Below are 26,115 nucleotides of genomic sequence, written 5' to 3' on the forward strand. Positions count from 1 at the left end.
TCTCAAATGGTTCAGGCAATTGTTTTCCTGCCTCTGCTGGGTGCCATTCTGGCCGGCCTCATCGCGCTCGTCGGCGCGCACGCCCGCAACCCCTCGGGCGACGAGGTCGAGCATCACGGCGACCATGGGCACGGCCACGGCGACGCTCACGCTGCGGCGGCTCATGACTCCGATGGCCATGACAACCACGGCCACGACGATCACGCCCACGGCCCGGCCGAGCCGCCGGCGGCAGGCTCGCGCGCGGCCGAGTTGATCACCACGGCGCTGCTGTTCGTCTCGGCGGCCTTGTCCTGGATGACACTGGTCGACGTCGGCTTCATGCATCACGACTACAGGATCCAGCTGTTGCCCTGGATCTTCTCCGGCGACCTCCAAGTCTGGTGGACGCTGCGCGTCGACACGCTCACAGCCGTGATGCTCGTGGTGGTGACGACCGTGTCCTCCCTCGTGCACCTCTATTCCATCGGCTACATGGACGAGGACCCGAACCGGCCGCGCTTCTTCGGCTATCTCAGCCTGTTCACCTTCGCCATGCTGATGCTGGTGACGGCGGACAACCTCGTGCAGCTGTTCTTCGGCTGGGAGGGCGTGGGTCTCGCCAGCTACCTCCTGATCGGCTTCTGGTACCAGAAGCCGTCGGCCAACGCCGCCGCGATCAAGGCCTTCGTGGTCAACCGCGTCGGCGATTTCGGTTTTGCGCTCGGCATCTTCGCGGTGTTCATGCTGGTCGGCTCGACCGATTTCGAGACCATCTTCCATGCTGCGCCCGGCCTTACCGGCAAGACCATCAACTTCCTCGGCTGGCAGGCCGACGCGCTGACGCTGACCTGCCTGTTGCTGTTCATGGGCGCGATGGGCAAGTCGGCGCAGTTCCTGCTGCACACCTGGTTGCCGGACGCGATGGAGGGCCCGACCCCGGTCTCGGCGCTGATCCACGCCGCGACCATGGTCACCGCCGGCGTGTTCATGGTGGCGCGGCTGTCGCCGCTGTTCGAACTCGCCCCGAACGCACAGGCCGTCGTGATGTTCTTCGGCGCGACCACCGCGTTCTTCGCCGCCACGATCGGCCTGGTCCAGAACGACATCAAGCGCATCGTCGCGTACTCGACCTGTTCGCAGCTCGGCTACATGTTCGTGGCGATGGGAGCGGGGGCCTATTCGGTCGGCATGTTCCACCTGTTCACACATGCCTTCTTCAAGGCGCTGTTGTTCTTGGGAAGCGGTTCAGTGATCTACGCGATGCACCACGAGCAGGACATCCGCAACATGGGCGGGCTCTGGAAGAAGATCCCCTACACCTATGCGGTGATGGTGGTCGGCACCTTGGCGCTGACCGGCTTCCCGCTCACCGCCGGCTACTTCTCCAAGGATGCGATCATCGAGGCCGCCTACGTCTCGCACAATCCGTTCGCGGTGTACGGCTTCCTGATGACGATCGTCGCCGCGGGTCTGACCTCGTTCTACTCCTGGCGCCTGATCTTCAAGACCTTCCACGGCGAGCCGCATGACCAGCATCACTACGAGGCCGCGCATGAGGCTCCGCTCTGGATCCTGATTCCGATCGGCGTGCTCGCGGTCGGCTCGTTCGTCGCAGGCCTGCCGTTCAAGGAGCTGTTCGCCGGTCATGGCGTGCAGGAGTTCTTCCGCGAGTCCGTGAAGATGAACCCGCACATCATCGAGGAGATGCACCACATCCCGCAGACCATCGCCTTCCTACCGACGGTCATGATGGTGCTGGGCTTCCTCGTCTCCTACCTGTTCTACATCCGCCGGCCCTATTTGCCGGTCGAGCTCGCGAACACGCAGCCGATGCTGTACCAGTTCCTGCTCAACAAATGGTACTTCGACGAGCTCTACGACATCATCTTCGTCCGTCCGGCGAAGTGGCTCGGCTACCAGCTCTGGAAGAAGGGGGACGGCCTCATCATCGACGGCTTTGGGCCCGACGGCGTCTCGGCCCGCGTGCTCGACGTCACCCGCAACGTCGTGAAGATCCAGACCGGCTATCTCTATCACTACGCATTCGCCATGCTGATCGGCGCTGCCGGCCTGATCACCTGGTTCATGTTCGGCTTTGGAGGCCAGTAAATGACAACCTGGCCCATCCTTTCGGTCACGACGTTCCTGCCGCTGGTCGGCGCGCTGATCGTCTATCTCAGCCGCGGCGACGACGAGGCGGCGCAGCGCAACTCGCGCTGGATCGCGCTGTGGACCACGCTGATCACCTTCGCGGTGTCGGTGATCCTGGTCATGCGCTTCGATGCCAGCAATCCCGACTTCCAGTTCGTCGAGAAGGCGAACTGGCTCGCCACCGGCATCACCTACCACATGGGCGTCGACGGCATCTCGCTGCCGCTGGTGATCCTGACCACCGCCGTGATGCCGTTCTGCATCATCGCGAGCTGGAAGTCGGTCACCAACCGCGTCCGCGAATACATGATGGCGTTCCTGATCCTGGAAACGCTGATGATCGGCACCTTCTCGGCGCTCGATCTCGTGCTGTTCTACCTGTTCTTCGAGGGCGGCCTGATCCCGATGTTCCTGATCATCGGGGTCTGGGGCGGTCCGCGCCGGGTCTATGCCTCGTTCAAGTTCTTCCTCTACACGCTGCTCGGCTCGGTCCTGATGCTGCTCGCCATCATGGCGCTGTACTGGAACGGCGGCACCACCGACATCCCGACCCTGATGCACACCGCCGTGCCGCGCAACTTGCAGACCTGGGCGTGGCTCGCCTTCTTCGCCTCTTTCGCGGTGAAGATGCCGATGTGGCCGGTGCACACCTGGCTGCCGGACGCGCACGTGGAAGCGCCGACCGCGGGCTCCGTGGTGCTCGCTGCGATCCTGCTGAAGATGGGCGGCTACGGCTTCCTGCGCTTCTCGCTGCCGATGTTCCCGCTGGCTTCGCACGACTTCGCGCCGCTGGTCTTCACGCTCTCGGCCATCGCCATCATCTACACCTCGCTGGTGGCGCTGATGCAGGAGGACATGAAGAAGCTGATCGCGTACTCGTCGGTGGCCCATATGGGCTTCGTCACTATGGGCATCTTCGCGGGCACCATGCAGGGCGTCGCCGGCGGCGTGTTCCAGATGATCTCGCACGGCATCGTCTCCGGCGCGCTGTTCCTCTGCGTCGGCGTCGTCTACGACCGGCTGCACACTCGCGAGATCGCGGCCTATGGCGGCCTCGTCAACCGGATGCCGCTTTACGCGATGACGTTCATGGTCTTCACCATGGCCAATGTCGGCCTGCCCGGCACCAGCGGCTTCGTCGGCGAGTTCATGACGCTGCTCGGCACCTTCAAGGTCTCGATCCCGACCGCGTTCTTCGCCAGCTTCGGCGTGATCCTGTCGGCGGCCTATGCGCTGTGGCTGTACCGCAAGGTCGTTTTCGGGGCGCTGGTCAAGCCACAGCTGGCGAGCATGAAGGATCTCACCTTCCGGGAGTGCCTGACGCTGTTTCCGATGATCGCCCTGACGATCCTGTTCGGCGTCTGGCCGAAGCCGGTGCTCGACATGTCGGCCGCTTCGGTGCAGCAACTCGTCAACAACTACAACTCCGCCGTGACGGCCGTGAAGGCCGCCGCACTGCTCCAGTGAGCGGGCAGGTCAGGATATCGCCATGAACTTTGTGATTGCAGGTTATCAACTGGCGCCGGTGCTGCCCGAGCTCGTGCTCGCGGTCGGCGCCATGGCGCTCCTGATGCTGGGCGCCTTTCGCGGGCAGGAGACGACCAGCACCGTCACGTCGCTGGCAGTGGTGCTCCTGATCGTGGTAGGCGTGCTGGTGTACATGCAGCCCGCGGGCAAGCATGTCACCTTTGGCGGCAGCTTCATCGTCGACGACTTCGCCCGCTTCATGAAGATCCTGGCCCTGGTCGGCTCGGCGGTGACGCTGGTGCTGTCGACCGAGTTCCTGTCCGATCCCTCGCGCCGCATCTTCGAATACGCCATCCTGGTGCTGCTTTCGACGCTCGGCATGATGGTGCTGATCTCGGCCGGCGACCTGATCTCGCTCTATCTCGGCCTCGAATTGATGTCGCTGGCGCTCTATGTCGTCGCGGCCTCGAACCGCGACAATGCCAAGTCGACCGAAGCCGGCCTGAAGTATTTCGTGCTCGGTGCGCTGTCCTCGGGCATGCTGCTGTACGGGGCGTCGCTGGTCTATGGCTTCACCGGCACGGTGAGCTTCACCGGCATCGCCGCTGTCGCGACGGTCTCGAATGTCGGCCTGGTGTTCGGCCTCGTCTTCCTGCTCGTCGGTCTCTGCTTCAAGGTCTCGGCCGTGCCGTTCCATATGTGGACGCCTGATGTCTACGAGGGCGCGCCGACCCCGGTCACGGCCTTCTTCGCGTCCGCGCCAAAGGTGGCCGCGCTCGCGGTCTTCACCCGCGTGACGCTGACCGCATTCCCCGGCATCGTCTCGCAGTGGCAGCAGATCCTGGTGTTCGTCTCGATCGCCTCGATGGCGCTCGGCTCCTTCGCCGCGATCGGCCAGACCAACATCAAGCGCCTGATGGCCTATTCTTCGATCGGCCACATGGGCTTTGCCCTGGTCGGCCTCGCCTCCGGCACGGTCGAGGGCGCGCAGGGCGTGTTGATGTACATCGTGATCTACGTTGCGATGACGCTCGGTTCGTTCGCGATCATCCTCGCCATGAAGCGCAACGGCCAGGCCGTGGAGCAGATCAGCGATTTCGCCGGCCTGTCGCGGACCAACCCGCTGCTCGCCTTCATGTTCGCGATGCTGCTGTTTTCGCTTGCCGGCATCCCGCCGCTCGCCGGCTTCTTCGCCAAATGGTACGTCTTCGTCGCCGCGATCAAGGCCAATCTGTTCACGCTCGCCGTCGTCGGCGTGCTGACCAGTGTGGTCGGTGCCTACTACTATCTCGCCATCGTCAAGACGATGTATTTCGACGAGCCGGCCGGGAAGGTCGATTCGGTCAGGATCGAGGTGAGGACGGTGCTGGCGGTCGCGGGCCTGTTCAACATCCTGTTCGCGCTGTTCGCGGGTCCCGTGGTGAGCGTCGCCTCCGCCGCGGCAAAGTCGCTGTTCTAGGATGGCTTTCGCACTCGGTCCTCGCGCAATATCAGCGGGCCATAAGCTCGCGGCATTCGAGCGGACCGGCTCGACCAACGCCGAGGCGATCGAGCGCGCCAGGACCGGCGAGCGCGGCCCGATGTGGTTCGTGACTTCAGAGCAGACCGCTGGTCGCGGCCGTCGCCAGCGCGCCTGGATCGCGCCGCGCGGCAATCTCGCCGCCAGCATCCTCGAAGTCATGGACATCGCCCCCGCCGTCGCCGCGACGCTCGGCTTTGCCGCCGGGCTGGCGGAAGAGGCGGCGCTGGAGAAAGTCAGCCTCGAGGCCGCCCTGCGCCTCGGCGAAGGCCGCCCCCGCTACGCCCTGAAATGGCCGAACGACGTGCTTGCCGGCGGCAAGAAGCTGGTCGGCATCGGGCTCGAGGCCGAGGCCGTCGCCGGCGGCCTCGCCGTCGTGGTCGGCATCGGCACCAACGTCGTTGCCGCGCCCGAGGGCACCCCGACGCCCGCGGTCTCGCTGGCCGCGCTCGGTGTCCAGATCAGCGCGGAGGAGCTGTTCTCGGCGCTCTCCGATGCCTGGGTCGAGTTCCGCGGCATCTGGGACAATGGCCGCGGCTTTGCCGAGATCCGTAAGCTCTGGCTGGCGCGCGCCGCGGGCCTCGGGGAGAAGGTCGCGATCCACACGGGAGCGACGACGCTGGAAGGCATTTTTGACACCATCGACGACACCGGCTGCCTGATCGTTCGCACCGCGGAGGGCCGCCTCGTGCCGGTGGCCGCGGGCGAGGTGTTCTTCGGCCCCGTCGCCTCCGTGGGAGCTGCGTGATGGCAAAGCCCGACGAACTCGTGTTTGCGCCGCTCGGCGGTGTCGGCGAGATCGGCATGAACCTGTCGATCTACGGACTCGGCAACCGCCAGCAGCGCACCTGGATGGCGGTCGATCTCGGCGTCTCCTTCGGCGACGAGGAGCATTTGCCGGGCATCGACCTGATCATGCCGGACATCAGTTTTCTGGAGAAAGAGCGCAAGAATCTGATGGGCCTGGTGCTGACCCATGCCCACGAGGACCATTTCGGCGCCATCATCGATCTCTGGCCGAAACTGAAATGCCCGATCTATGCGACGCAGTTCAGTGCCGCCTTGTTCGAGGCCAAATGCGCCGCTGAGCGCAATGCGCCGCAGATCCCGGTGACGGTGGTGCCGTCGGGCGGCCGCATCGATGTCGGCCCGTTCAATGTCGAATTCATCCCCGTCGCGCATTCCATTCCCGAAGCCCATGCGCTGGCGATCCACACCTCGGCGGGCATCGTGCTGCACACCGGCGACTGGAAGATCGACCCGACTCCGACGCTGGGTGCGCCGACCGACGAGAAGCGATTGCGCGAACTCGGCGAGGAAGGTGTGCTCGCGCTGATCGGCGATTCCACCAACGCGGTGCGCGACGGCCGCTCGCCTTCGGAGGCCGAGGTCGCCCGCACCATCATCGAGCTCGTGAAATCCGCCAAGGGCCGCGTCGCCGTCACGACGTTCGCCTCCAACGTCGCCCGGATCAAGGCGGTGGCCGAGGCCGCAAAGGCCGCCGACCGCGAGGTCGTCGTGGTCGGCCGCGCCATGGAGCGCGTGGTGCAGGTCGCGCGTGAGACCGGCTATCTCGACGGCGTGCAGAACTTCCGCTCGCCGGACGTCTACGGCCACCTGCCGCAGGACAAGGTGCTGGCGCTGTGCACCGGCAGCCAGGGCGAGCCGCGCGCCGCGCTGGCGCGCGTCGCCAATGACGATCATCCCGAAATCACGCTCAACCGTGGCGATACCGTCATCTTCTCTTCACGCACCATACCGGGCAACGAGAAGGCCGTCGGCTCGATCATCAACAATCTGGTCCTGCAAGGCGTCGAGATCGTCACCGACCGCGACGCGCTCGTCCACGTCTCTGGCCATCCCCGCCGCGACGAATTGCGCGACCTGATTTCCTGGGTGAAGCCGCAGCTCCTGATCCCGGTCCACGGCGAGGCCTTGCATCTGCACGAGCACGCCAAGCTGGCGCGCGCCGCCGGCGTGCCGCGCGTGCTGGTCTGCCGCGACGGCGATCTCGTCAAGCTCGGTCCCGGCGATCCCGGCATCGTCGGCGAGGTGCCGTCGGGCCGTCTCTACAAGGACGGCACCATCCTGGAGGATTCCAAATCCCGCGCCGTGGTCGAGCGTCGCCGCATGGCCTTCTCCGGCTGCGCCTTCGTCGCCATCGCCATGACCGGGCAGGGCGAACTGGCCGATGATCCCGAGGTCGATCTGGTCGGCATCCCCGAGAAGAACAGGGCGGGCGAAGCCTTCGATGACATCGTTTTCGATGCGGTGGTCTCCACCATCGAGGGGTTGCCGAAGCCGCGCCGCCGCGATCCCGACGCGCTGGCCGAGACGGTGCGACGCGCCGTCCGGGCCGTCATCAACGAACACTGGGGCAAAAAGCCCCCCTGTCTGGTACATGTGCTGACGGTGTAAAGGGGAGAAGACGCATGCTGGGCCGCCTCAACCACGTTGCGATCGCGACCAAGGACGCGGTCAAGGCCGCGAAGATCTACGGCACCGCCTTTGGCGCGCAGATCTCGGAAGCCGTGCCGCTGCCCGAGCACGGCGTCATCACCGTGTTTGCGACGCTGCCCAACACCAAGATCGAGTTCATCGAGCCGCTCGGCGAGGCCTCGCCGATCGCAAAATTCGTCGAGCGCAACCCCGACGGCGGCATCCACCACATCTGCTACGAGGTCGTCGACATCATCGCCTCGCGCGACACGCTGGTGAAGGAGGGCGCGCGGGTGCTCGGCGACGGCGTGCCGAAGATCGGCGCCCACGGCAAGCCGGTGTTGTTCCTGCATCCGAAGGATTTCTCGGGCGCGCTGGTCGAGATCGAGCAGGCATAGGCCGAGCATGGTCATCCAGCTCTCGACCTGGTTTGCGATCTACTTCGTGCTGTGGTGGGTCATGCTGTTCGTCACATTGCCCTTCGGCGTGCGCAGCCAGCACGAGGACGGCGTCGGCGCGCCCGGCACCGATCCCGGCGCGCCGATCCTGACGCGGATGGGACGCAAGCTGATCTGGACCACGCTGATTTCCGCGGTCGTTTTCGGGCTCGGCATGGCCGCCTACCAGGCGGGCTACCTCCGGCTCGATCGCCTGACCAAGATGATGGGCATGCCGTTCTGATACCCGGCAGCTGGGGAAAAATCTGCTGCGGCGTTCGGAGCGGCTGTCCCAGGCAGTCGCCCGTGTGGATGCTCCTTTGTCCCGAACTCAACGCGTGATGGCACCGACGACATGGCTTGTATGAAGAGGTGTGTTTGTTCGCATCTCCACGGGGTCTCGCTCGGCGTCGCAGTCCCGCTGCGGCGCTCGCAGTTTCGAAGCTAACATAAGTAATGATATATTTCCTTAATTTTAATGTTAATCGACATCGCTAGAGACCGGCCACCGTCGCAGCCGCGACCGTAGCAACAGGCACTCTCCGATGAGCAATGACGATATCAAGGCCGGAAACGACCAATCCGGCAACACCAATTCCTCGCGCCATTTGATCGACCGCCGTACGATCCTGCAAGGGGCCGCGAGCCTTTCGATGCTCGCCATGGGCGCGGGCGCGGCAAAGGCGCAGACCTCCACTCCGTCATTGAACAGCTTCTCGATCGCCGTGCTGCCCGATACGCAGTTCTATGCGCGCTATGCGACGACCGACGAGAACCAGCAATTCCAGAAGGCCTACGGTTCGACGCCGTTCGATGCCCAGACCCAGTGGATCGCCGACAATGCGGCGAAATACGGCATCCGCTTCGTCGTCCACCTCGGTGACGTGGTCGATCAGCAGGGCAAGCCGAACCAGTGGATCATCGCCGATGCCGCGATGGCGAAACTCGAAAACGCCAAGGTCCCGTACTCGATCCTCGCCGGCAATCACGACGTCGTTGCAGACTACGACTATCACAATCCGTGGGACCAGAACTCAGGCACCGATGCCCAGCGCAACCTCAATGCCGAACCCTATCTGAAGTGGTTCCCGAGCAGCCGTGCTGCGCAGCAGTCGACATTCCGCGAGCGCGACAGCAGCGGATTTCACGAGTATCACATCTTCCAGGCGAACGGCGTGAAGTTCATGGTGCTCTCGCTGTCCTGGCGCGCCTCGGACGGCGCCATCGCCTGGGCCCGCGACGTGATCGATCGCAATCCGACGTTGCCCGTGATTCTGTCGAACCACCAACTTCTCGCCATCGATAGCGATGGCCTTTCTCCGCTGGAGACCGAATACGGCAAGATGCTGTGGGAAAAGCTGATCCGCGACAAGGACCAGATCTTCATGACGCTGAACGGCCATCACCATGGTGCTGCGTATCTTGCGAAGATCAACAATTTCGGCAATCCGGTCCACCAGATGGTCGTCGACTATCAGATGGACTATCAGGGCGGCAACGCCATGATGCGCCTGTACGAGGTCGATTTCACCAACAACAAGATCGATGTGATGTCGTTCTCGCCCTGGGTGGTACAGAAGCCGAAGAACACGCTCAACCAGTTCGATCATGCCGAACTCACGGGCGCGAACAACAGCTTCTCCATCCCGATCAACTTCAAGAACCGCTTCGCCAAATTCACGCGGTTCAGTCCGAGCAAGACGCTGACCGGCCCGGCAATTCTGCCGACGGTGCGTGCCGACCTGCTGGCCGGCTATGTCGAACCGCCGACGCCCGCCGTGGTGCCGCCTGCGGACACCGAGGATTTTCCGCACGTCGCCGACACGGTGGTGCACTGGCGCGTACCGTCCACGATTGTCGACGGACAGGCTGTTCCGGTCGGCGGGATCATTCCCGACGTGGCGGGCGGCAACAATCTGGCCCGCGCGGCGCTCGTCGCCTCCGCGCAACTCGGCGACGTCGTGTGGACCACCGACAAGCATCGTCTGTCCTCGGCCGCGGGCAGCGTGGTGTTTCTCAACACCGACAACACGGTCGGCCGCTTCAACGCCTTCCTTACGGCGGCAGGTGCATCGCTGAACGGCCGGAGCTTCTGGAACGGCTATACGGTCGAGGCCTTCGTGAAGATACCGGCCGGGTGGACCGCGAACCTGCACAAATGGGGCAACATCCTCGGCCGCGTCGGAAACCGCGGCAACGTCCCCGGCAATTATTGGGGTGGAGATCCGGAGGCGTCGAGCGTTCTGTTCGCGATCTCGAACCTGCGTGAAGTGCAGTGGGAGGTGGTGCCTGCCTCCGTCTCGCATTATGCGCAGACGAACTGGTCGGGCGAAATCATTCGCGATACCTGGTATCACATCGCGATCGTCAACGATCCCGCCACGCTTACCACCACGATGTACATCGACGGCGCGCCGGTGCTGCGCAACGTGGGCAACGCGGCGATCGGCTTGCGCTCGCAGAACTCGCCGCAGCCCTGGATCCTCGGTGCAGGCTGGTGGGATGGCGTTCTGGCCGACGGCTTCTTCGGTGCGGTCGGCGAGATCCGCATGGTCTACCGTCCGATCGGGCGCAGCGAATGGCTGACCGCTCGGCGGACCTGACGACACCATCTCGAGCCATCACTGCGCGGAGTTCGCTCGTGCGAACTCCGCTTCGCAGGGCCGCACTCCGACGGCGATTCCGGCCGTCGGAGTGCGGCCCTTGATTTTCCTGGAAAGGAAGCGGCTACGGGAAAATGTCGGCGTGTTCGTCTCTCGCGAGAATTGCACGAGCTGAAGTCTGCATCCAGCGCGTCATGGGCGGCGACCGCTCGTTCACATAAAACATAACATATCATCAAAAATATGATAAGCTGCGATGCAATACGGACGCTCTCGCAACCTGTTGCCGCGCTGCGTTGTCCGCAGCTGGCCCCGTTTGAATGAAAGCGATCCAGTCCTATGGCTGCTCCCGTTGTAAAAGTCGGCTCCGAATTCTCTGTGAACACCAACGCGACCGGCGCCCAGCAGGCGCCCACCGTCACCGGCCTCGCCAACGGCGGCTTCGTGGTGACCTGGGATGATTCCAGCGGGTCGCTGGGAGATGTCAGCGGCACCAGCATCAAGGCGCAGATCTATGCCGCCGACGGCAGCAAGATCGGGTCCGAATTCCGCATCAACACCGAAACCGACGCAGACCAGCTCGCGCCCGTGATCACGGGCCTGTCCACTGGCGGGTTCGTCGTGTCCTGGTTCGACAACAGCCAGACGCTGGGCGACGGAGAGGGCACCAGCATCAAGGCCCAGGTGTTTGGCGCCGACGGTGCGCAGGTCGGATCGGAGACGCTCGTCAATACCGCGTCGGCCTATTCGCAGTTCTCGCCGACAGTGTCCGCACTGGCGAATGGCGGCTTCGCCGTTGCCTGGACAGACGACAGCGGCGAGGGCGGGGACGATGAAGGCACCAGCATCAAGCTCCAGATCTTCGCGGCCGATGGGAGCAAATCGGGTCCTGAATTGCTCGTCAATTCCGAGATCGGCGGCGACCAGGCCAATGCGAAGGTGACCGGTCTCGCCAACGGCGGATTCGTCGTGACGTGGGAAGATTCCAGCGGCACGCTCGGCGACGCCGCCGGCACCAGCATCAAAGCCCAGATCTTTGCGGCGGATGGAAGCAAGGTCGGCTCCGAACAGCTGGTCAATACGGCGACGGCTTCTGACCAGTTGAAGCCGACGATCTCCGCGCTGCCCAACGGCGGCTTCGTCGTGACCTGGTACGATTTCAGCCAGGCTGGCGGCGACAGCAGCGGCAGCGCCATCAAGGCGCAGCTCTACGCCGCCGGCGGCAATAAGGTCGGAGGCGAATTCCTCGTCAACTCCACGACCGCCAATTCGCAGTTCACGCCGACGGTGACCGCCCTCAGCAACGGCGACTTCGCCATTGCCTGGCAGGACTGGAGCGGCACGGGCGGGGACGCCAGCGGCAGCAGCATCAAGTTGCAGGTATTCACCGCGGATGGGCAAAAGGTCGGAAGCGAACAACTGGTCAACACCAGCACCGCCTCCGATCAGTCGCAGCCCTCGATCGCCGGTTATGCCGATGGCCGCTTCGTCGTGACCTGGAAGGATGCCAGCGGAACCGAGGTCAAGGCGCAGGTGTTCTCGGTCGATACCGTCAAGCCGGTGCCGGTGCTGTCGGCCGTGTCGTCAGCCAGCCCTTGGACCGCGGTGATCTCCGGTTCGGTGGATGTCGATGCGGCCGGACAAACCCTCACGCTGCGCGACGGCACGTCGGCGAACGGCTGGGCTTCGACGACGGTGGTCGGTGCCAACGGGGCCTGGAGCGCCGGCCTGGCCTGGGAGCAGTTCAACACCGCCTTCGATCTCGTGGCGACCGACGCCGCGGGCAACACCGGCGTCTCGCACTACGTTTTCGGGTCGGCGGGAGAGCGGACGTTTGGCGCCGGCAGCCATCAATTCGTCTACGGGACGGCGTCGGACTACGTACTCGGAAGCGGCGCGCATATGCAGATCTATGCGGGCGGCACGGTCGTTGATATCACGCTCGAGGCCGGGAGTTCGCAGATCAACTGGGGGACGGAGCAGGGCAGCACCGTGGCGAGCGGCGCCGTGGACTACGTCTACGGTACCGCCGGCGGCTCCATGGTCGCGGGTCTCCAGGTGATCGGGAACGGCGGTAGCGCCGTGACGACAACGATCCTGGCCGGCGGCGAACAGGACGTCTACACCGGCGGGACCGTCACCGGCACCTCGATCCTGGGCGGGAAGCAGATCGTTTACGATGGCACCGCCGACCTGACCGTGATCGGCAGCGGCGGCGTGCAGGCCGTCCATGGCAAAGCCTCGCACACCACCGTCGAAGACGGCGGCACGCAGCTCGTCTATTCCGGCGGCACGGCGAGCGGAACCATCCTCAAGGCCGGCAGTGTACAGGTCAGTTGGGGCAACGCGACCGATACGATCATCGACGGCGGAGCGCAGTATGTGTGGGGCACGGCGAGCGACACCGCCATCGTGTCCGGCACGCAGCATGTCGGTGCGGGAGGCAGCGCGGTTCGCACCACGATCGGTGCGCACGGGCTCGAATACGTCTATGCCGGTGGCACGCTCACCGACGTGACGTTCGGCGGTGCTTCCGCCAAGCTCGTGCTGGACCAGTCGTCGGCGTTCAGCGGGACCATCTCGGGATGGCAGGATGGCGTGGAGCTCGATCTCGGAGACATCGCCTTTGGCGAAGCGACCTCCCTCGGCTACACGGCGAACGAAAGCAACACCGGCGGGACGCTGACGATCACCGACGGCGTCCACAGCGCCTCCCTGCAGCTGCTGGGACAGTACAGTGCCGCCGATTTCGCGCTCGCCGCAGACGGCCATGGCGGCTCGATCATCACCAATCCCGTGGATCAGGTCCAGCCGCAGCTCTCCCTCCCGCACGCGGCGTGAATGGACACGGGGGGCCTGGTGCCCCGGTGAACGAAGCAGCCAAGGGGCACGCCGCGCTGGCGTGCCCCTTGCGCATCCTGGCCTCCAATGTCTGGCGACAGGATCGATTTCTGCTACCCTTCCGCGCTTGCAAAGCAGCATTGATGCCGTGTGCGTCCGGGGGACATCGAAATGAGTTTTCAGAGGATCGTAATCGCTCTTCTCGTGCTGATCGTCGCGGGGCTCGGCGCCGTCGGCTATTTCGAATGGAAGATGGCGGTGCAGGTACGCACGCTGAAAGCATTCGTCGAGGGCTACGTCTTCAACGAAGCGGTGCTGGCCTGCGAACAGGCCAAGAGCTCGACGCCGTTCAGATGGAACGGCGGCAAGAGCACCTCGGTGATCGGCCTGAACTCGGTCAAGACGGACAAGTACAGCGTCTATGCCAGCTATACGCTGGTGGCGGACAACGTCTATTGCGATTACGACCCGATCAAGCGAAAGGCCGATATCGGCTCCAGCTTCCTGGAGCGGGAATAGATCGCTGCCACGCTCTCGGTCCATCCTGACAACCCGCCAGAGGCGGGCGTCGCGAAGCATGCGGCGCAGGGGGACGCTGCCGTTTCAGCCTAAGGCGATTCCGCGCTAGATCGCGCGGCGTTGCCGCCCGGCGAAGAAACCGTAAACGAACAGCACGATGATCGCGCCGACCACCGCGCCGATCAGGCCGGCCCCTTCACCAGGGCGATACCAGCCCAGCGCCTGGCCGAGGTAGGAGGCAACGAACGCGCCGACGATGCCGAGGATGGTCGTGAGGATGAAGCCCGAAGGTTCATTGTCGCCCGGCATGATGAACTTGGCGATGACGCCGGCGATGAAGCCAATGATGATGGTCCAAATAAGACTCATGGTACACCTTTTCTCTGGGTTTGAGCCGCTGCTTCTATGCCTCGGGCAGACGTCCATCCGGCGTGTATTTGTCGATTGCAGTCGGAAGCTCGCGGGATAGTCGCGTGACGATCTCGTCCTGGGAGAGTCCGGTCTGCTGTGCGAGCTTTTCCAGGACGTCGCTGCCGATGGCCTGCTTGAGCTCCGGCGAGGAGATCTCCTTGTTGGGGCCGGGCTTCACCCAGGAATCGGCGATCTCGCCCTTGCCGTTCTGGTTGAAGCTCTCCAGGAGTTCGCCAATTCCGCCATTGAGCAGGCTCCCGAGCCCGCCACCGCCGAGCATGCCGCCGAGATTGCCGAGCACGCCTCCAGGCGGCTGCTGGCCGCCCCCGGACGCGCCGCCGCCCGCGCCCTTGAGGAGCTCAGCCAATTTGTCGCGGTTCTGGTATCCGGCGATGGCCAGCATCGCCAGAAGGGCAGTCATGGAGGGCATTCCGCGGCTCATCGGCAGCTCCTTCAGAAAGGTCAGAAACCCAAAACTGTCTCGGCCGGATTGGGTTCCTCAATCGTCTGATCATGGCTCGCGACCAAGCGTCCCAGCGGGTCTGCCCGGTGCCAATGACCGTGCGCCCAGGTCCTGCGCGCCGGCAGCGGCGCTCCAGGTGGCGGACCGCTTTGATTGCGATTACGATCCGATCAAAAGAATGGCCGGGATCGGCTCGAGCTTGCGAGCAGGTGGAGTAACGATCCGGCCGAGGCATGGGATGGGATCGTCATGACCGAGGACCGGGCAGGGGACTATCGGATTTTGCACGAGGCGGACCTGCGGGACTATCTCGCGGGCTTGCCCGATATCGCCGCGCTCCTTGGCGGCGAACCGGCGTCCTGGGCGATCACCGAGGTCGGCGACGGCAATCTCAACCTCGTCTTCATCGTCAAAGGCGCGCGCGGGGGCATTGCGGTGAAGCAGGCGCTGCCTTATGTCCGCCTCGTCGGCGAAAGCTGGCCGCTGCCGCTGTCGCGCGCCCATTACGAACATCTCGCGCTGTCCCGGCAGGCCCAGCTCGCGCCCGGCCTGGTGCCGGCCGTGCTGCACCATCACGATGCCCTGGCGCTGACGGTCATGGAGCTGCTCGAGCCCCATATCATCATGCGCAAGGGGCTGGTTGGGGCGAGGCAATATCCGCGCTTCGTCGACGACATCACGACCTTCATGGCCAGGACGCTGTTCTTCACCTCCGACCTCGCGCTGTCAGCCGCCGCGAAGAAGGAGGGGATCGCCGCCTTCGCCGGCAATCACGCGCTTTGCAAGATCACCGAAGATCTGATCTTCACCGATCCTTATCGTTTCGCCGAGCAGAATCGCTGGACCGCACCCTATCTCGACGGCCTTGCCGCGGAGCTGCGCGACGACATGGAGCTGCATGTCGCGGTCTCCCGCCTGAAGCTGAAGTTCATGGCCAGCCCCGAAGCGCTGCTCCATGGCGACCTCCACACCGGCTCGATCATGGTGACGGACAACGAGACGCGGGTGATCGATCCGGAATTTGCGTTCTACGGCCCGATGGGTTTCGACGTCGGCGCTGTCCTGGCCAATCTCCTGATGGCCTATTTCGCTTCCGCCGGCCACGAGCGCGCCGCGGGCGAACGGTCCGCCTTCGAGGGGTGGGTTCTGGAGAGCGTCGAAATGGTCTGGAGCGAGTTCGCCCGCAAATTCCTCGATCTCTGGCGCGCCGAAGCCACCGGCGACGCCTATCCGCCATCGCTGTTCACCGGCGACAGGGGCGCCGCGCGCCTCGAGGCCGAACGGCAGGCCTATATGCAGCGCCTGTTCACCGATGCCGTTGGATTCGCCGCCGCAAAAATCATCCGCCGCATCTTCGGTCTCGCCCACAACATCGACTTCGAGCTGATCGAAGACCCGCGACGGCGCGCGATCTGCGAGGCGCGCGCCGTGCGGCTCGCGCGCAAGATGATGGTGGATGCGCCGACGTTTCGCACGATCGCCGACGTCACTGGCGCTGCGCGAAATCTACGCGATTGGCAGCCGGAATTGTCCGGCTGAACCGGCCGCATGAGAGGAGCGACCTCCCCAGGTCTCGTTGGCCGCAATCTCGAAATCCGGGCTCGCTGCCGTCCCAGGGCGAGCGGAAATCTTGTGATCGATCAGAGCATTATCGCACGGAACTCGGAGCGGACGCTTTGCGCACGAGCTGGCGAGGGTGCAGTCCCATTTGTGCCGAACATGCTGTGCCGTCGGTTAGCCGAGGACCTTGGGCCGGATGTTTTCGTGCCACAGTTCGTCGTCATCTTGCGAGGAGCTGGCGGAAGCCAGTTGGCCTTTGACCGGGATCGAGCTACCGTTGCTCATGAAAAAGAACAAGACTTTCCGGCTTGTTCTGATCAAGCCGTCACATTACGACGACGATGGCTATGTCATTCGATGGTGGCGCGGCGGCCTGCCTTCGAATTCGCTGGCCTGCCTTTACGGCATCGCGCTCGATTGTCGTGAACGCGGGGTTCTCGGGCCCGATTGCAACATCGAGATCGACGCCATCGATGAGACCAACTGGAAGGTGCGTGTCGCGGATCTGACGCGCGCGATCAAGGCTGCGGATGCCGGCATGGTGATGCTGGTCGGGGTCCAGTCCAACCAGTTTCCCCGATCGCTCGATCTGGCGAGACAGTTTCGCAAGCTCGGCATCGACGTTGCGATCGGCGGCTTCCATGTGTCCGGCACACTCTCGATGCTGCCCAAGCGCGATCCCGGCGTTCAGGAGATGATGGACCTCGGTGTATCGGTCTTCGCAGGCGAAGCCGAGGGACGGCTCGAGGAGCTGTTGCAGGATGCGGTCGCCGGACGATTGCGGCCTCTCTACAACTACGTCGACGATCTGCCGGACCTGGAGAGCCAGCCTTTGCCGATCATTCCCCGCCAGCAGATCGGACGGGTCATCGGCCACACCACGAGCTTCGATGCGGGGCGCGGCTGCCCGTTCCAGTGCTCGTTCTGCACCATCATCAACGTGCAGGGCCGCAAGTCGCGGCGCCGCAGCGCCGACGACATCGAGGCCGTGATCCGCGCCAACGTCGCCCAGGGCGTCTTCGCCTTCTTTCTCACCGACGACAATTTTGCGCGCAACAGGGATTGGGAAAGTCTGCTCGACCGCATCATCGCTTTGCGCGAGCAGGAGGGCTGGGACCTCCGTTTCACGATCCAGGTCGACACGCTCTGCCACAAGCTGCCTCACTTCATCGAGAAATGCGCGAAGGCCGGCGTCCGGCGTTGCTTCATCGGTCTCGAAAACATCAACCCGGACAGTTTGCTCGGCGCCAAGAAGCGGCAGAACAAGATCACCGACTATCGCGAGATGATGCTGGCCTGGAAGACGGCCAGGATCATGACGATCGGCGGCTATATTGTCGGCTTTCCCAACGACACACCGGAATCGATCGTCCGCGACATCGAGATCATCAAGCATGAGCTGCCGATCGACATGCTGGAGTTCTTCTTCCTGACGCCGCTGCCGGGCTCGGAAGATCATAAGACGCTCTACCTCAAGGGCATCGCGATGGATGCGGACCTCAACAAATACGACCTGGACCACGTCACGACGGACCATCCTGCCATGTCCAGGGCGGACTGGGAGCGAGCCGTCGAGCTCGCCTGGAACACCTATTACAGCTGGGAGCACATCGAGACGCTGATGCGGCGTGCCGCGGCGACAGGCAACAATGTCGGCAAGATCGGCACCTACGCGCTCTATTTCAAAGGCTACCATCCCATCGAGCGCGTCCATCCGCTCGAAGGGGGTGTGCTGCGGCTCAAGAGCCGCGATGAGCGCCGTCCGCATCTGCCGGTCGAGCCGGCCTGGTCGTTCTATCCTCGCTATGCCGCCGACACCGCCGTGAAGGCGGTACAATGGGCTTCGCTCGCGCTGCGCCTCCACCGGCTGGCGCGCAAGGTCAAGTCGGATCCGCACCGGCTCGCCTATGTCGATGCGGCGATCACGCTGCAGGCCGACGAGACCGCGAGTCTGGATTTGTACAAGACGCGGTCCAGCCAGGCGTTTCTCGATCAGCGGCGGCATATCGAGGAGGCACAGAAACCCAAGTTAGCCGGGGGATAGGAGGCGACTCTCGTTGGTTGATTTCTCAGACGCCGCGATCCATCGGATCAGATCAACCGGCGTCCAGTTGCGCGGAACAGCCCAAACCAATACTTCGGATGTGCCCCAAGCTGACCAGAGACGAGTCGCAGGCGTCTCGGCTTTCTGAGACACCGGACATGGCGTCATGGTTGCGCTGACGCCGCTAATGACACGGAACGGACACTAGGGGCGCACCCGTCCAAAGGGATCCTGCGCTTGACGGATAATGGCCTTGCGGGCCGCTTGATCCAAGTATTGCGCAATAATAGCTTGCCTACACAATGATGGGGCGGATGAATTACGATAGCGATATTACCAAAGTCAGCGGGATCGCCGCTGTTCCCACCATTTTGGACGTCGTCAGCCGGGTTACCGGTATGGGATTTACGGCCGTTGCACGGGTGACCGAGACAGATGGATCACCTGCGCTTCGCGAGATGAATTAGCTTTTGGTTTGAAGCCCGGAGATGAACTCAAGGTAGAAAGAATCATCTGCCACGAAATCCGGCAAAGCCGAGAAGCGGTCGTCATTGATGATGTGGACAAAGACGCGGCCTGTTGTGGCCTATCGGTTGGATGCACGATGAACAGTTCGAGAAAGAACCTGTACTCTCCTGCGCTGCTGGATCGTTTGTCCATTGGTCCCTCCACATGCGGCGCGCTTGCTTAGTCGAGCGTAGCCACGAATGTCAATTTCAGGTTGTGGTTCGGTGCCGACGACTCGGTTTGGCTCAGATATGGTCTGCTGATCGTGGCACACCGGAAGTGACGCGGCGCCGTTCAAACCGGCGCTTCTGACTCTTACAGACCTGCCGTGGGCCACGTTCCCGAATCTGTATTCTAGCTGGTGGTCAATATTGACCAGATGTCGGTCACCGGACCTGCCAGACTTCCATGATCACCGCACGGCCCTTGGCTTTCATCGGTGATGAGAACGCCACTAGCGATCCCGCCTACTCTACAAAGGAGCAGCGCTATGCAGCGACGCCGTTTCAAGCAAACCACGTCCCTTGAAGAGCGCCTTGCCGAACAAGCCCAACGCCTCCGTCAGGAAGCCACATCGCTTCCACCTGGTATCGAGCGGGAACGCGCGATCCGCAAAGCCCGGCAAGCAGAGACCGGCGCTCACATCAGCGAATGGCTAAATTCGCCCGGATTGCAGCCGCCGAGGTGAACGTTGAAACAGCCAGCCTCCTGCGGAGCGTCTCCCGGCAGCCACTCTGGGAGCGTTAGAAACATGACTAAGTCCGAACAGCAGAGCGACGTAAAGCAACTTACGTCCTCCCGCGTGGAGAAGCGCAGCGGGTGATTTCCGAGTATATGAGCGACCTCCGCGAGATCATCTGGAAGCTGCGTCGCAAAACGAACTGAGGCCGCCTGCGGCCTCTTTCCCTTAAAGACGAACCGCATGCCGTCTTGGCCCATCAGCAAAGTCGCGGAGTGCGGTGAGGTCCGCTCAGTTCTCAGGTCGCATTGTTTGCCTTTGACCATCACCGGACGTTTCCGGTGGTTGAACGATGGCCTCTGTCCGTCTTTGGTCCCCTGTCAGACGTCATGAGTGAATTTCTTGCCTGAGCAAAACAGAACAGCGCGGAACTAGCGACAGTTGCAGGGTCATCTTATCACCGTCCACTTATCGGCAACTACCGGTGACTGAGAGTTCTGTAGCGCTCCCGCCTGATGAAGGCAAAGCACATGATCACGATTCACGAGCCACGATGTCCAAAGTGCAAGAGAGCAATTTCAATGCTGGCACGGATTACCTCCAGTGCCTCGGGCTTTGACATCCGAACATTCAAGTGCCCCGCTTGCGATCACGTTCATCAGCGCGTGGTCGAGCTTTTCGATCCGATGAAGTCCGGCGAACTTGCAGGATGGCTCCGGGGTGAATTGCCAGCGCCGACGTAAGACTTCGTGCCATTTCGACGAGCAAACGCGGCGTCGTGATCGAGCCCGCAGATCGGGGCGTGATTTTCGGCGCCCCCTAGGCAGCGAAGACGTAAGTGACATGTCGGCGCTGAACCACTATAACGATGAGTACGCGCTCATCGGGGTAAGGAGACTCCTTTGGGGAAATCGACCAAGAAGCCGTTCGATCCCCAAGCCTTTCTCGCAAAGGTAGGGGCAGGCAAGGCAATCCTGAAATTTGAGAAAAGTCAGCACGTCTTCACGCAAGGAGACGTGGCAGATGCGGTTTTTTACATTCAGAAAGGCCGCGTCAAGCTCACCGTCGTGTCCGAGCGGGGAAAGGAAGCGGTCGTCGGGATTCTGGAACCGGGCCAGTTCTTCGGCGAAGGGTGCCTCAATGGTCATCCACTGCGGATCGCGACCGCAACCGCGGTGGAGGAATGCGTGATCACTTCAATAAGCAAGGAAGCGATGATCCACACCGTTCAGTCCGAGCCGAAATTTTCCGAGCTGTTCATGGCCTATCTCCTGACGCGAAACAGCCGCATCGAAGAGGATTTGATCGACCAGCTTTTTAATTCAAGCGAGAAGCGACTTGCACGCCTTCTTCTTCTGCTCGCGCATTTCGGAACGGAAGGCACAACTCGGCCTATTTTGATCGACATCAGCCAGGAAACATTGGCAGAGATGATCGGCACGACGCGATCCCGGGTGAGCTTCTTCATGAACAAATTCCGCAAACTTGGACTCATCAGCTACAATGGGAAGATAGAAGTTCACAATTCACTGCTGGATGCCGTTTTGCACGAAAAGCCCGAGATTGAGCGGGATGACGATCTATAGCAGCCCGACAATGCTCGATGAGAAGATGTTCTAAGAGCGGCTTGCGTCCGCGATTTCTGCTTCTGGCCCTCCTCGAACGTCCGGTGAGGCCGGCTGCTGCGCGGCTATCAGGAGCACAGCGGACATCCGCGTTCCAACTGCTGCGCGGATTATGACGACGCGCCCTGGATGTTTACCACGATTTTCTATGTACGAGTAGGTGCGCGGTGAGTTGAACCCAGCCTTGGGCCTCGGCACGCAACGTTGGGGTCGCCTCAACTCCCGACGCCGCCGACCAGACGCGGCCGCCGATTTGCGAGCGGTTTCGCCGCGGGCAGGGCGCGTAGCCACGCGCGAAAACTGACGATCTCCGGACAATCTGCCGTGCCTTCCGGCGCAACCAGCCAATCACCCGCGCCCGATCCCTCATCGATCCGTTCACAGCGATAGCCCGGATGATGGCTCACGCCGCGGGCGATCAGCACGTCCACCTTGCCATCGACGAGTTCGTGCAGGCCGGCGGGCTGCAGCACGCGCAAACCGATCTCCGGATGTTTGCTGCGAAACGCTGCAAGTTCGAGGCGGCGCAGGTCGATGCTGCCGTGGACTCCCGCTTGCAGCAGCACCGCACCCGCCGGCTTCAACTGCGAGGTCGCCTCGGCAATGTGGCGGAAGCCTTCGGAGATCCCGGGCAGATAGGCCAGGCCGGCTTCGGTGAGGATGAGCTGCTTGTGCAGCCGCTCGAACAGCTGCACGCCGAGCCGTGCCTCCAGCGCCTTCACCTGCTGCCCCACGGCCGCGGGCGTGACGTGCAATTCGTGCGCGGCGAGCTTGAAGCTGAGATGGCGCGCGGCGGCCTCGAAGGCGCGGAGCGCGTTGAGTGGGGGCAGGGCGTAGGTCATCGCAACTGCACTTTGACACCGATGGGCTGCAGCCTTGCAATAGTTTTTCTTGTCCTGAACCGCAGCAATGATGCTTTGCGAAGCAGCGAGTCTGCCGGCTACGGTTGGCGCGCCAATCCGGAGAAACGCCATGTCGCCAGCTCACATCGTCAGCCACAATCCCGCAACGGTTCACCCGCCTGTCGGCGGCTATTGCATGGGGCTCGAGCTGAAGCAGCATCGCCGCCTGCTGTTCATCAGCGGTCAGGTGCCCGAAAAGTCCGACGGCACCGTGCCCGACGGCTTCGAGGCGCAATGCGAGCAGGCCTGGCGCAACGTCAGAGAGGTGCTCGCCGCGGCAGGTCTCGGCGTCGAGCACCTGGTCAAGGTCACCACGTTCCTGACGGATCGCAGTCAACTCGTCGCCAACCGCGCCATTCGCCGCGCCATGCTCGGGGAGCACCAGCCGGCACTGACCGTCGTGGTCGTCGAGACCGTCGACGGCAAATGGCTGCTGGAGATCGAGGCGATCGCCGCCGAATGAGCTGGCTTGTCGATATTGCAATGAGCCAATCATATCGGGTGTCCAATGGCCGAGATCCATCCGTTCTACCAGACGCACCGCCAAACGATGGAGGCCGCCATGCGCGATCGAATAGACCTCGCTGAACCGATGCTCCACGAGCGCGCGCATATCTCCGATATGGACAAGATCAGGCGAGAGGTGATGGACGAATTCGCGGTCGTCCTCTCCCAGATGCCCTTTGTCGGCGGTGCAGCCAGCCGCATGAGCGATTTCTTCATGCGCTTGACCGGCTTCATGGCCATCAGCCGGGTGCTCCGTCGCCACGGCGTGCCCGTGCCCGTGATCGGCGAGATCGAGCGGGAAACCTACAAGGCGCAGCTGCTGACGGCGCCGGCGGCGGAACGCCTTGCCTCCGGCTGTCAGTTCATGTCGTCCGAGAACCAGGCCTTGCTGCGCGAGCAGGCGGCAAGGAGCGTTACACGAGCTCACCAAGCAGAGTTTCCGGAAGATTTCGTCTACGATTTCGTCGAGCCGGGTCCGCAAGACAGCTTCGAATTCGGCATCAACTACAAGGCCTGCGGCTTCTGCAAGCTCGCGGCGCGTCATGGCGACAAGGATATCCTGCCGAACATCTGCGGCCTGGATTTCGTCGCCTACGCCGCGCGAGGCATCCGCCTGGAACGGACCCAGACGCTGGCCAGCGGCGCCAGCCACTGCGATTTCCGGTTTTCGCGGCTGCCGCCGGACCGGGAGCGCAATCGCATGTGAACTACACGGGGACTGTCTGCGGGCTTGCTCGGCCTCTCCCGCTTGCGGGAGAGGCCGACGCGCCCCCCGGGCGATGCGAAGCATCGTCCCGCGCGCGGCGGGTGAGGGCCCTCACCGCACTGGGACGTCCTCAGTTGATCTCGATAATCCCAGCGCGGAGACACCCTCTCCCCAACCCTCCCCCGCAAGCGGGGGAGGGAGCCCACTGCCGATGTCGCCGGATCGTGCACACCATTGCGATAGCTCTGCGCCAGCGCGATGGACCCGTCACGACAGCCGTCGCGGCTGGGCCTCGTCGCACCTTCCGACATCGCTAGTGTCGCCGCGACTTGACTGATGCGGGTCTCTTTCGCTCCCTGCTCAGTCCTCGTCCTGCCACCTGCGCAGATCCGTCTGGTCATGATAGGCCATGCGGTCCGGCGTGGTGATGAATTCCATCGTCGTACCCCACGGCATGCGGCAGTAGCAGACCTTGTTTCCAGGACCTTTTTCGGTTGCATAGGGAATGGCGCGCGGGGCAGTGAGCGGTGTGCCTCCCGCCTTCTCGAAGCGCGCGACCGATACGTCGATGTCGTCGGTGTAGAGAGCGAAGTGCGTGATGCCGAAGTCGCTGGCGCGGATCGGCTTGGCTTGCTCGGGACCGTGCATTTCGAAGAGCTCGATGTCGGGTCCGGTTCCGATCTTGACCATCGCCTGCGCACGCACGACCGTTCCGGGAAAAGCGCCGACGGCCCGCTCGAATTCGGGTCCCTGCCGCGGCGGATCCTGCGGTCCGAAGGACTGGTAGATCACCTGGCCGCCGAAAGCTTCCACGAGGAACGATTTTGCTGCTTCGATGTCGGGCACCGTGATGCCGATATGATTGACGCCGCGAATGACGGGTGTGGTCATGACAGTCTCCTTTGCTTTTTATTCGAACCATCGCGTTTCTGCGGCGCAATTCGCCCGCAGCCTCGCAATCCGACGGGCCCGGGACGGCGCGGGCGCGGAGTTTCAATTGGCCTCGAGGAACTCGATCAGGGCGGCTGCGACTTCATTCGGCCGCTCGTCCGCGACATAGTGGCTGCACCGCGCGATCGAGCCGCCCCTCACATTGGTTGCGAACTCCTGGAGCATCGGCACCATCTGCGCACCGAACCGCTGCTCCCCACCCAGGCCAAGCACCGGTATCTCGAGCGGTTGCTTCTTGTATTCGAGCGCAGTCGCATGATCGCCGGTGAAGGTGCGATACCATTCCATACCGCCACGCGTGCGGCCAGGAAGCGCCATCGCCTTGGCGTAGATCTCGATGTCCGCCGGATTGAAGGTGCTGTGATCGTAAAACCGCTCGGCCATGAAAGTCGAAACATAGTCATATTCGCGGCCGTGAATCAGGCGCTCGGGCAGGTCCCGGTTCATATGGAAGCCGAAGTGCCAGAGCCTTGCGGTCGTCGCCTCCCATCCGCTCCAGCCGGGAAGCGGAACGTCGAGGACGGCGAGGTGGGTAACAGCCTTCCGATAGATGGCGGCCTGCGGCACGGCGACCATTCCGCCGATGTCATGTCCGCACACGGCGTAGCGTTCATGCCCCAGGGCAACCATCACGTCATGCGCGTCGCGCGCCATCGTCGCCTTGTCATAGCCGTCGAGCGGGCAGTCGGAAAAGCCCGCACCGCGCAGATCCATGGCGACCACGCTGAAATGCTCGGCGAGCAGCGGCATCACCTTGTGCCATTCCCACCATGTTTCAGGCCAGCCGTGAAGCAGAAGGATCGGCGGGCCTGAACCTCCCGTGACGGCATTGATCTTGATGCCGTTCACCGGCACCAGCTGCTGGGTAAAGCCCTCTAAAGTTGCGATCATGATCGCTTTCCAGTCGGATGTTGACGTTCAAACAAAGCACGCGGCCAGCGCTCAGGGCTGGTCGAAATCAGTGGCGATCGTGATGTTGCGCCAGGCGTCGATATCACTGCGGAAGGCAGCCAGCTTTCGCTCGGCGATCGCGTGCGCGACCGGGCCGAGCGGCAGATGAAGCGGGGCCTCATCGGCGTCGACTGCCTGCAGGATCACCGCGACCGCCTTGTCGGGATCGCCCGCCTGACTGCCGTTGTTGGTTTCGCGATAGTGCCTGCGCGAGCTCGTGGCGTATTCCGGCATCTCGTTGGCCGCCATCGTGATCGAACGGCCAAGGAAATCGGTGCGAAACGGCCCGGGCTCGACGATCAGCACGCGAACGCCGAACGGCTTCAGCTCGCCGGCGAGCGCTTCGGAAATCCCTTCGACGGCAAACTTGGCGGCGTTGTAATAACCTGCGCCGCCGCCGCCCGCGATGCCGGCGCCGGACGACATGTTGACGATCGTTCCGCCCGAACGTCGCAGCACGGGCAGGGCGGCTTTGGTGGTTTCGATCAGGCCGAAGACGTTCACCTCGAACATCGGCCGATACTCCTCGGGCGTGCCTTCCTCGATCGCGCCGAACAGCCCGTAGCCGGCATTGTTCACGAGCACGTCGAGCCCGCCAAAGCTCTCGACCGCCTCTGCGACCGCTGCCCTGGCTGCCGCCGCATCGGTCACGTCGAGTGGCACAGCGATCATGCGGTCGCCGAAAGGCTCGGCCATTTCCTCGATCGTCTTGACGTTGCGGGCCGTCGCGACGACGCGATCGCCGCGCTGTGCCGCAGCGAGCGCCAGGCGCTGGCCGAAACCGCTCGAGCAGCCCGTGATGAACCAAGTTTTCATTGCCTTGTTCTCCGAATTTTCAGACGACAAACCGC

The 26,115-nt window shown here is 63.2% G+C and carries 23 protein-coding genes; 17 read left to right on the plus strand and 6 right to left on the minus strand.

The window, feature by feature from the left end:
* The first annotated feature begins 6 nt into the window (after positions 1–6).
* The 10 genes from nuoL (at position 7) to AC3WLX_RS24330 (ending at position 13,958) form a co-directional block, all read left to right on the plus strand.
* Positions 7–2,091, plus strand: coding sequence for an NADH-quinone oxidoreductase subunit L (nuoL, locus tag AC3WLX_RS24285; protein WP_492337859.1), 2,085 nt, complete (start codon positions 7–9; stop codon positions 2,089–2,091).
* Positions 2,092–3,600 (plus strand): NADH-quinone oxidoreductase subunit M, encoded by a 1,509-nt coding sequence (locus tag AC3WLX_RS24290; protein WP_492337860.1) that lies wholly within the window; start codon positions 2,092–2,094, stop codon positions 3,598–3,600.
* Between the two features lie 22 nt (positions 3,601–3,622).
* Positions 3,623–5,059, plus strand: coding sequence for an NADH-quinone oxidoreductase subunit NuoN (gene nuoN / locus AC3WLX_RS24295; RefSeq protein WP_492337861.1), 1,437 nt, complete (start codon positions 3,623–3,625; stop codon positions 5,057–5,059).
* 1 nt (position 5,060) lies between these two features.
* Complete coding sequence (locus tag AC3WLX_RS24300; protein WP_492337862.1) at positions 5,061–5,867, plus strand: biotin--[acetyl-CoA-carboxylase] ligase; 807 nt, start codon at positions 5,061–5,063, stop codon at positions 5,865–5,867.
* Positions 5,867–7,537 (plus strand): ribonuclease J, encoded by a 1,671-nt coding sequence (locus AC3WLX_RS24305; RefSeq protein ID WP_492337863.1) that lies wholly within the window; start codon positions 5,867–5,869, stop codon positions 7,535–7,537. Before AC3WLX_RS24300 ends, AC3WLX_RS24305 begins: the two co-directional genes overlap by 1 nt.
* Positions 7,538–7,551: 14 nt before the next feature.
* Positions 7,552–7,956 carry a methylmalonyl-CoA epimerase gene (mce, locus tag AC3WLX_RS24310; RefSeq protein ID WP_094891744.1) on the plus strand — a complete coding sequence of 135 codons (405 nt, stop codon included), beginning with the start codon at positions 7,552–7,554 and terminating at the stop codon, positions 7,954–7,956.
* Between the two features lie 7 nt (positions 7,957–7,963).
* Entirely contained in the window at positions 7,964–8,239 is a 276-nt protein-coding gene (locus AC3WLX_RS24315; protein ID WP_291623479.1) for a DUF1467 family protein, read from the plus strand.
* A gap of 301 nt (positions 8,240–8,540) precedes the next feature.
* Positions 8,541–10,598 (plus strand): metallophosphoesterase, encoded by a 2,058-nt coding sequence (locus AC3WLX_RS24320; protein ID WP_291623477.1) that lies wholly within the window; start codon positions 8,541–8,543, stop codon positions 10,596–10,598.
* A gap of 339 nt (positions 10,599–10,937) precedes the next feature.
* Positions 10,938–13,439, plus strand: a complete 2,502-nt coding sequence (locus AC3WLX_RS24325; RefSeq protein WP_492337864.1) for a beta strand repeat-containing protein — start codon at positions 10,938–10,940, stop codon at positions 13,437–13,439.
* Between the two features lie 171 nt (positions 13,440–13,610).
* Entirely contained in the window at positions 13,611–13,958 is a 348-nt protein-coding gene (locus AC3WLX_RS24330; RefSeq protein WP_492337865.1) for a hypothetical protein, read from the plus strand.
* 105 nt (positions 13,959–14,063) lie between these two features.
* On the opposite strand, the gene AC3WLX_RS24335 is transcribed toward AC3WLX_RS24330, so the two are convergent.
* Together AC3WLX_RS24335 and AC3WLX_RS24340 are read right to left on the minus strand one after the other, a co-directional pair.
* The gene (locus AC3WLX_RS24335; protein WP_492337866.1) at positions 14,064–14,327 is read right to left on the minus strand and encodes a GlsB/YeaQ/YmgE family stress response membrane protein; all 264 of its coding nucleotides are present in this window, start codon (positions 14,325–14,327) and stop codon (positions 14,064–14,066) included.
* Positions 14,328–14,361: 34 nt separating this feature from the next.
* Positions 14,362–14,811, minus strand: coding sequence for a YidB family protein (locus AC3WLX_RS24340; protein WP_492337867.1), 450 nt, complete (start codon positions 14,809–14,811; stop codon positions 14,362–14,364).
* 270 nt (positions 14,812–15,081) lie between these two features.
* Here AC3WLX_RS24340 and mtnK point away from each other — a divergent pair, with 270 nt between their 5' ends.
* The 5 genes from mtnK (at position 15,082) to AC3WLX_RS24365 (ending at position 21,208) form a co-directional block, all read left to right on the plus strand.
* Complete coding sequence (mtnK, locus tag AC3WLX_RS24345) at positions 15,082–16,371, plus strand: S-methyl-5-thioribose kinase (protein ID WP_492337868.1); 1,290 nt, start codon at positions 15,082–15,084, stop codon at positions 16,369–16,371.
* 304 nt (positions 16,372–16,675) lie between these two features.
* Positions 16,676–18,436: a B12-binding domain-containing radical SAM protein gene (locus tag AC3WLX_RS24350; RefSeq protein WP_492337869.1), complete on the plus strand. Its 1,761-nt coding sequence runs from the start codon at positions 16,676–16,678 to the stop codon at positions 18,434–18,436.
* A gap of 314 nt (positions 18,437–18,750) precedes the next feature.
* Positions 18,751–18,903: a hypothetical protein gene (locus tag AC3WLX_RS24355; protein WP_366865689.1), complete on the plus strand. Its 153-nt coding sequence runs from the start codon at positions 18,751–18,753 to the stop codon at positions 18,901–18,903.
* Positions 18,904–19,433: 530 nt separating this feature from the next.
* On the plus strand, positions 19,434–19,631 hold the full coding sequence (locus AC3WLX_RS24360) for a hypothetical protein (protein ID WP_291630216.1): 198 nt from the start codon (positions 19,434–19,436) through the stop codon (positions 19,629–19,631).
* Positions 19,632–20,524: 893 nt separating this feature from the next.
* The gene (locus AC3WLX_RS24365; RefSeq protein ID WP_492337870.1) at positions 20,525–21,208 is read left to right on the plus strand and encodes a Crp/Fnr family transcriptional regulator; all 684 of its coding nucleotides are present in this window, start codon (positions 20,525–20,527) and stop codon (positions 21,206–21,208) included.
* Between the two features lie 254 nt (positions 21,209–21,462).
* Here AC3WLX_RS24365 and AC3WLX_RS24370 read toward each other — a convergent pair whose 3' ends face one another.
* The gene (locus AC3WLX_RS24370) at positions 21,463–22,089 is read right to left on the minus strand and encodes a LysR family transcriptional regulator (RefSeq protein ID WP_492337871.1); all 627 of its coding nucleotides are present in this window, start codon (positions 22,087–22,089) and stop codon (positions 21,463–21,465) included.
* Between the two features lie 130 nt (positions 22,090–22,219).
* Between AC3WLX_RS24370 and AC3WLX_RS24375 the strand changes: the two genes are divergently transcribed.
* Together AC3WLX_RS24375 and AC3WLX_RS24380 are read left to right on the plus strand one after the other, a co-directional pair.
* Positions 22,220–22,612 (plus strand): RidA family protein, encoded by a 393-nt coding sequence (locus tag AC3WLX_RS24375; RefSeq protein ID WP_492337872.1) that lies wholly within the window; start codon positions 22,220–22,222, stop codon positions 22,610–22,612.
* A gap of 45 nt (positions 22,613–22,657) precedes the next feature.
* Positions 22,658–23,362, plus strand: coding sequence for an L-2-amino-thiazoline-4-carboxylic acid hydrolase (locus tag AC3WLX_RS24380; RefSeq protein ID WP_492337873.1), 705 nt, complete (start codon positions 22,658–22,660; stop codon positions 23,360–23,362).
* 360 nt (positions 23,363–23,722) lie between these two features.
* Here the strand turns inward: AC3WLX_RS24380 and AC3WLX_RS24385 are convergent, their stop codons facing one another.
* From AC3WLX_RS24385 to AC3WLX_RS24395, 3 genes are all read right to left on the minus strand, one after another.
* Positions 23,723–24,253: a VOC family protein gene (locus AC3WLX_RS24385; protein ID WP_492337874.1), complete on the minus strand. Its 531-nt coding sequence runs from the start codon at positions 24,251–24,253 to the stop codon at positions 23,723–23,725.
* A 102-nt stretch (positions 24,254–24,355) separates the two neighbouring features.
* Positions 24,356–25,204, minus strand: coding sequence for an alpha/beta fold hydrolase (locus AC3WLX_RS24390; protein WP_492337875.1), 849 nt, complete (start codon positions 25,202–25,204; stop codon positions 24,356–24,358).
* A 51-nt stretch (positions 25,205–25,255) separates the two neighbouring features.
* On the minus strand, positions 25,256–26,080 hold the full coding sequence (locus AC3WLX_RS24395) for an oxidoreductase (RefSeq protein WP_492337876.1): 825 nt from the start codon (positions 26,078–26,080) through the stop codon (positions 25,256–25,258).
* Positions 26,081–26,115: the final 35 nt, after the last annotated feature.

The sequence above is a fragment of the Bradyrhizobium sp. FW305-F6 genome (genome assembly GCF_058782905.1).

Bases quoted from the DNA above. Each gene is read 5' to 3' on its own strand.
- nuoL (WP_492337859.1), top strand. From the start codon at position 7: ATGGTTCAGGCAATTGTTTTCCTGCCTCTGCTGGGTGCCATTCTGGCC.
- AC3WLX_RS24290 (WP_492337860.1), top strand. From the start codon at position 2,092: ATGACAACCTGGCCCATCCTTTCGGTCACGACGTTCCTGCCGCTGGTC.
- nuoN (WP_492337861.1), top strand. From the start codon at position 3,623: ATGAACTTTGTGATTGCAGGTTATCAACTGGCGCCGGTGCTGCCCGAG.
- AC3WLX_RS24300 (WP_492337862.1), top strand. From the start codon at position 5,061: ATGGCTTTCGCACTCGGTCCTCGCGCAATATCAGCGGGCCATAAGCTC.
- AC3WLX_RS24305 (WP_492337863.1), top strand. From the start codon at position 5,867: ATGGCAAAGCCCGACGAACTCGTGTTTGCGCCGCTCGGCGGTGTCGGC.
- mce (WP_094891744.1), top strand. From the start codon at position 7,552: ATGCTGGGCCGCCTCAACCACGTTGCGATCGCGACCAAGGACGCGGTC.
- AC3WLX_RS24315 (WP_291623479.1), top strand. From the start codon at position 7,964: ATGGTCATCCAGCTCTCGACCTGGTTTGCGATCTACTTCGTGCTGTGG.
- AC3WLX_RS24320 (WP_291623477.1), top strand. From the start codon at position 8,541: ATGAGCAATGACGATATCAAGGCCGGAAACGACCAATCCGGCAACACC.
- AC3WLX_RS24325 (WP_492337864.1), top strand. From the start codon at position 10,938: ATGGCTGCTCCCGTTGTAAAAGTCGGCTCCGAATTCTCTGTGAACACC.
- AC3WLX_RS24330 (WP_492337865.1), top strand. From the start codon at position 13,611: ATGAGTTTTCAGAGGATCGTAATCGCTCTTCTCGTGCTGATCGTCGCG.
- AC3WLX_RS24335 (WP_492337866.1), bottom strand. From the start codon at position 14,327: ATGAGTCTTATTTGGACCATCATCATTGGCTTCATCGCCGGCGTCATC.
- AC3WLX_RS24340 (WP_492337867.1), bottom strand. From the start codon at position 14,811: ATGAGCCGCGGAATGCCCTCCATGACTGCCCTTCTGGCGATGCTGGCC.
- mtnK (WP_492337868.1), top strand. From the start codon at position 15,082: ATGACCGAGGACCGGGCAGGGGACTATCGGATTTTGCACGAGGCGGAC.
- AC3WLX_RS24350 (WP_492337869.1), top strand. From the start codon at position 16,676: ATGAAAAAGAACAAGACTTTCCGGCTTGTTCTGATCAAGCCGTCACAT.
- AC3WLX_RS24355 (WP_366865689.1), top strand. From the start codon at position 18,751: ATGAATTACGATAGCGATATTACCAAAGTCAGCGGGATCGCCGCTGTT.
- AC3WLX_RS24360 (WP_291630216.1), top strand. From the start codon at position 19,434: ATGCAGCGACGCCGTTTCAAGCAAACCACGTCCCTTGAAGAGCGCCTT.
- AC3WLX_RS24370 (WP_492337871.1), bottom strand. From the start codon at position 22,089: ATGACCTACGCCCTGCCCCCACTCAACGCGCTCCGCGCCTTCGAGGCC.
- AC3WLX_RS24375 (WP_492337872.1), top strand. From the start codon at position 22,220: ATGTCGCCAGCTCACATCGTCAGCCACAATCCCGCAACGGTTCACCCG.
- AC3WLX_RS24380 (WP_492337873.1), top strand. From the start codon at position 22,658: ATGGCCGAGATCCATCCGTTCTACCAGACGCACCGCCAAACGATGGAG.
- AC3WLX_RS24385 (WP_492337874.1), bottom strand. From the start codon at position 24,253: ATGACCACACCCGTCATTCGCGGCGTCAATCATATCGGCATCACGGTG.
- AC3WLX_RS24390 (WP_492337875.1), bottom strand. From the start codon at position 25,204: ATGATCGCAACTTTAGAGGGCTTTACCCAGCAGCTGGTGCCGGTGAAC.
- AC3WLX_RS24395 (WP_492337876.1), bottom strand. From the start codon at position 26,080: ATGAAAACTTGGTTCATCACGGGCTGCTCGAGCGGTTTCGGCCAGCGC.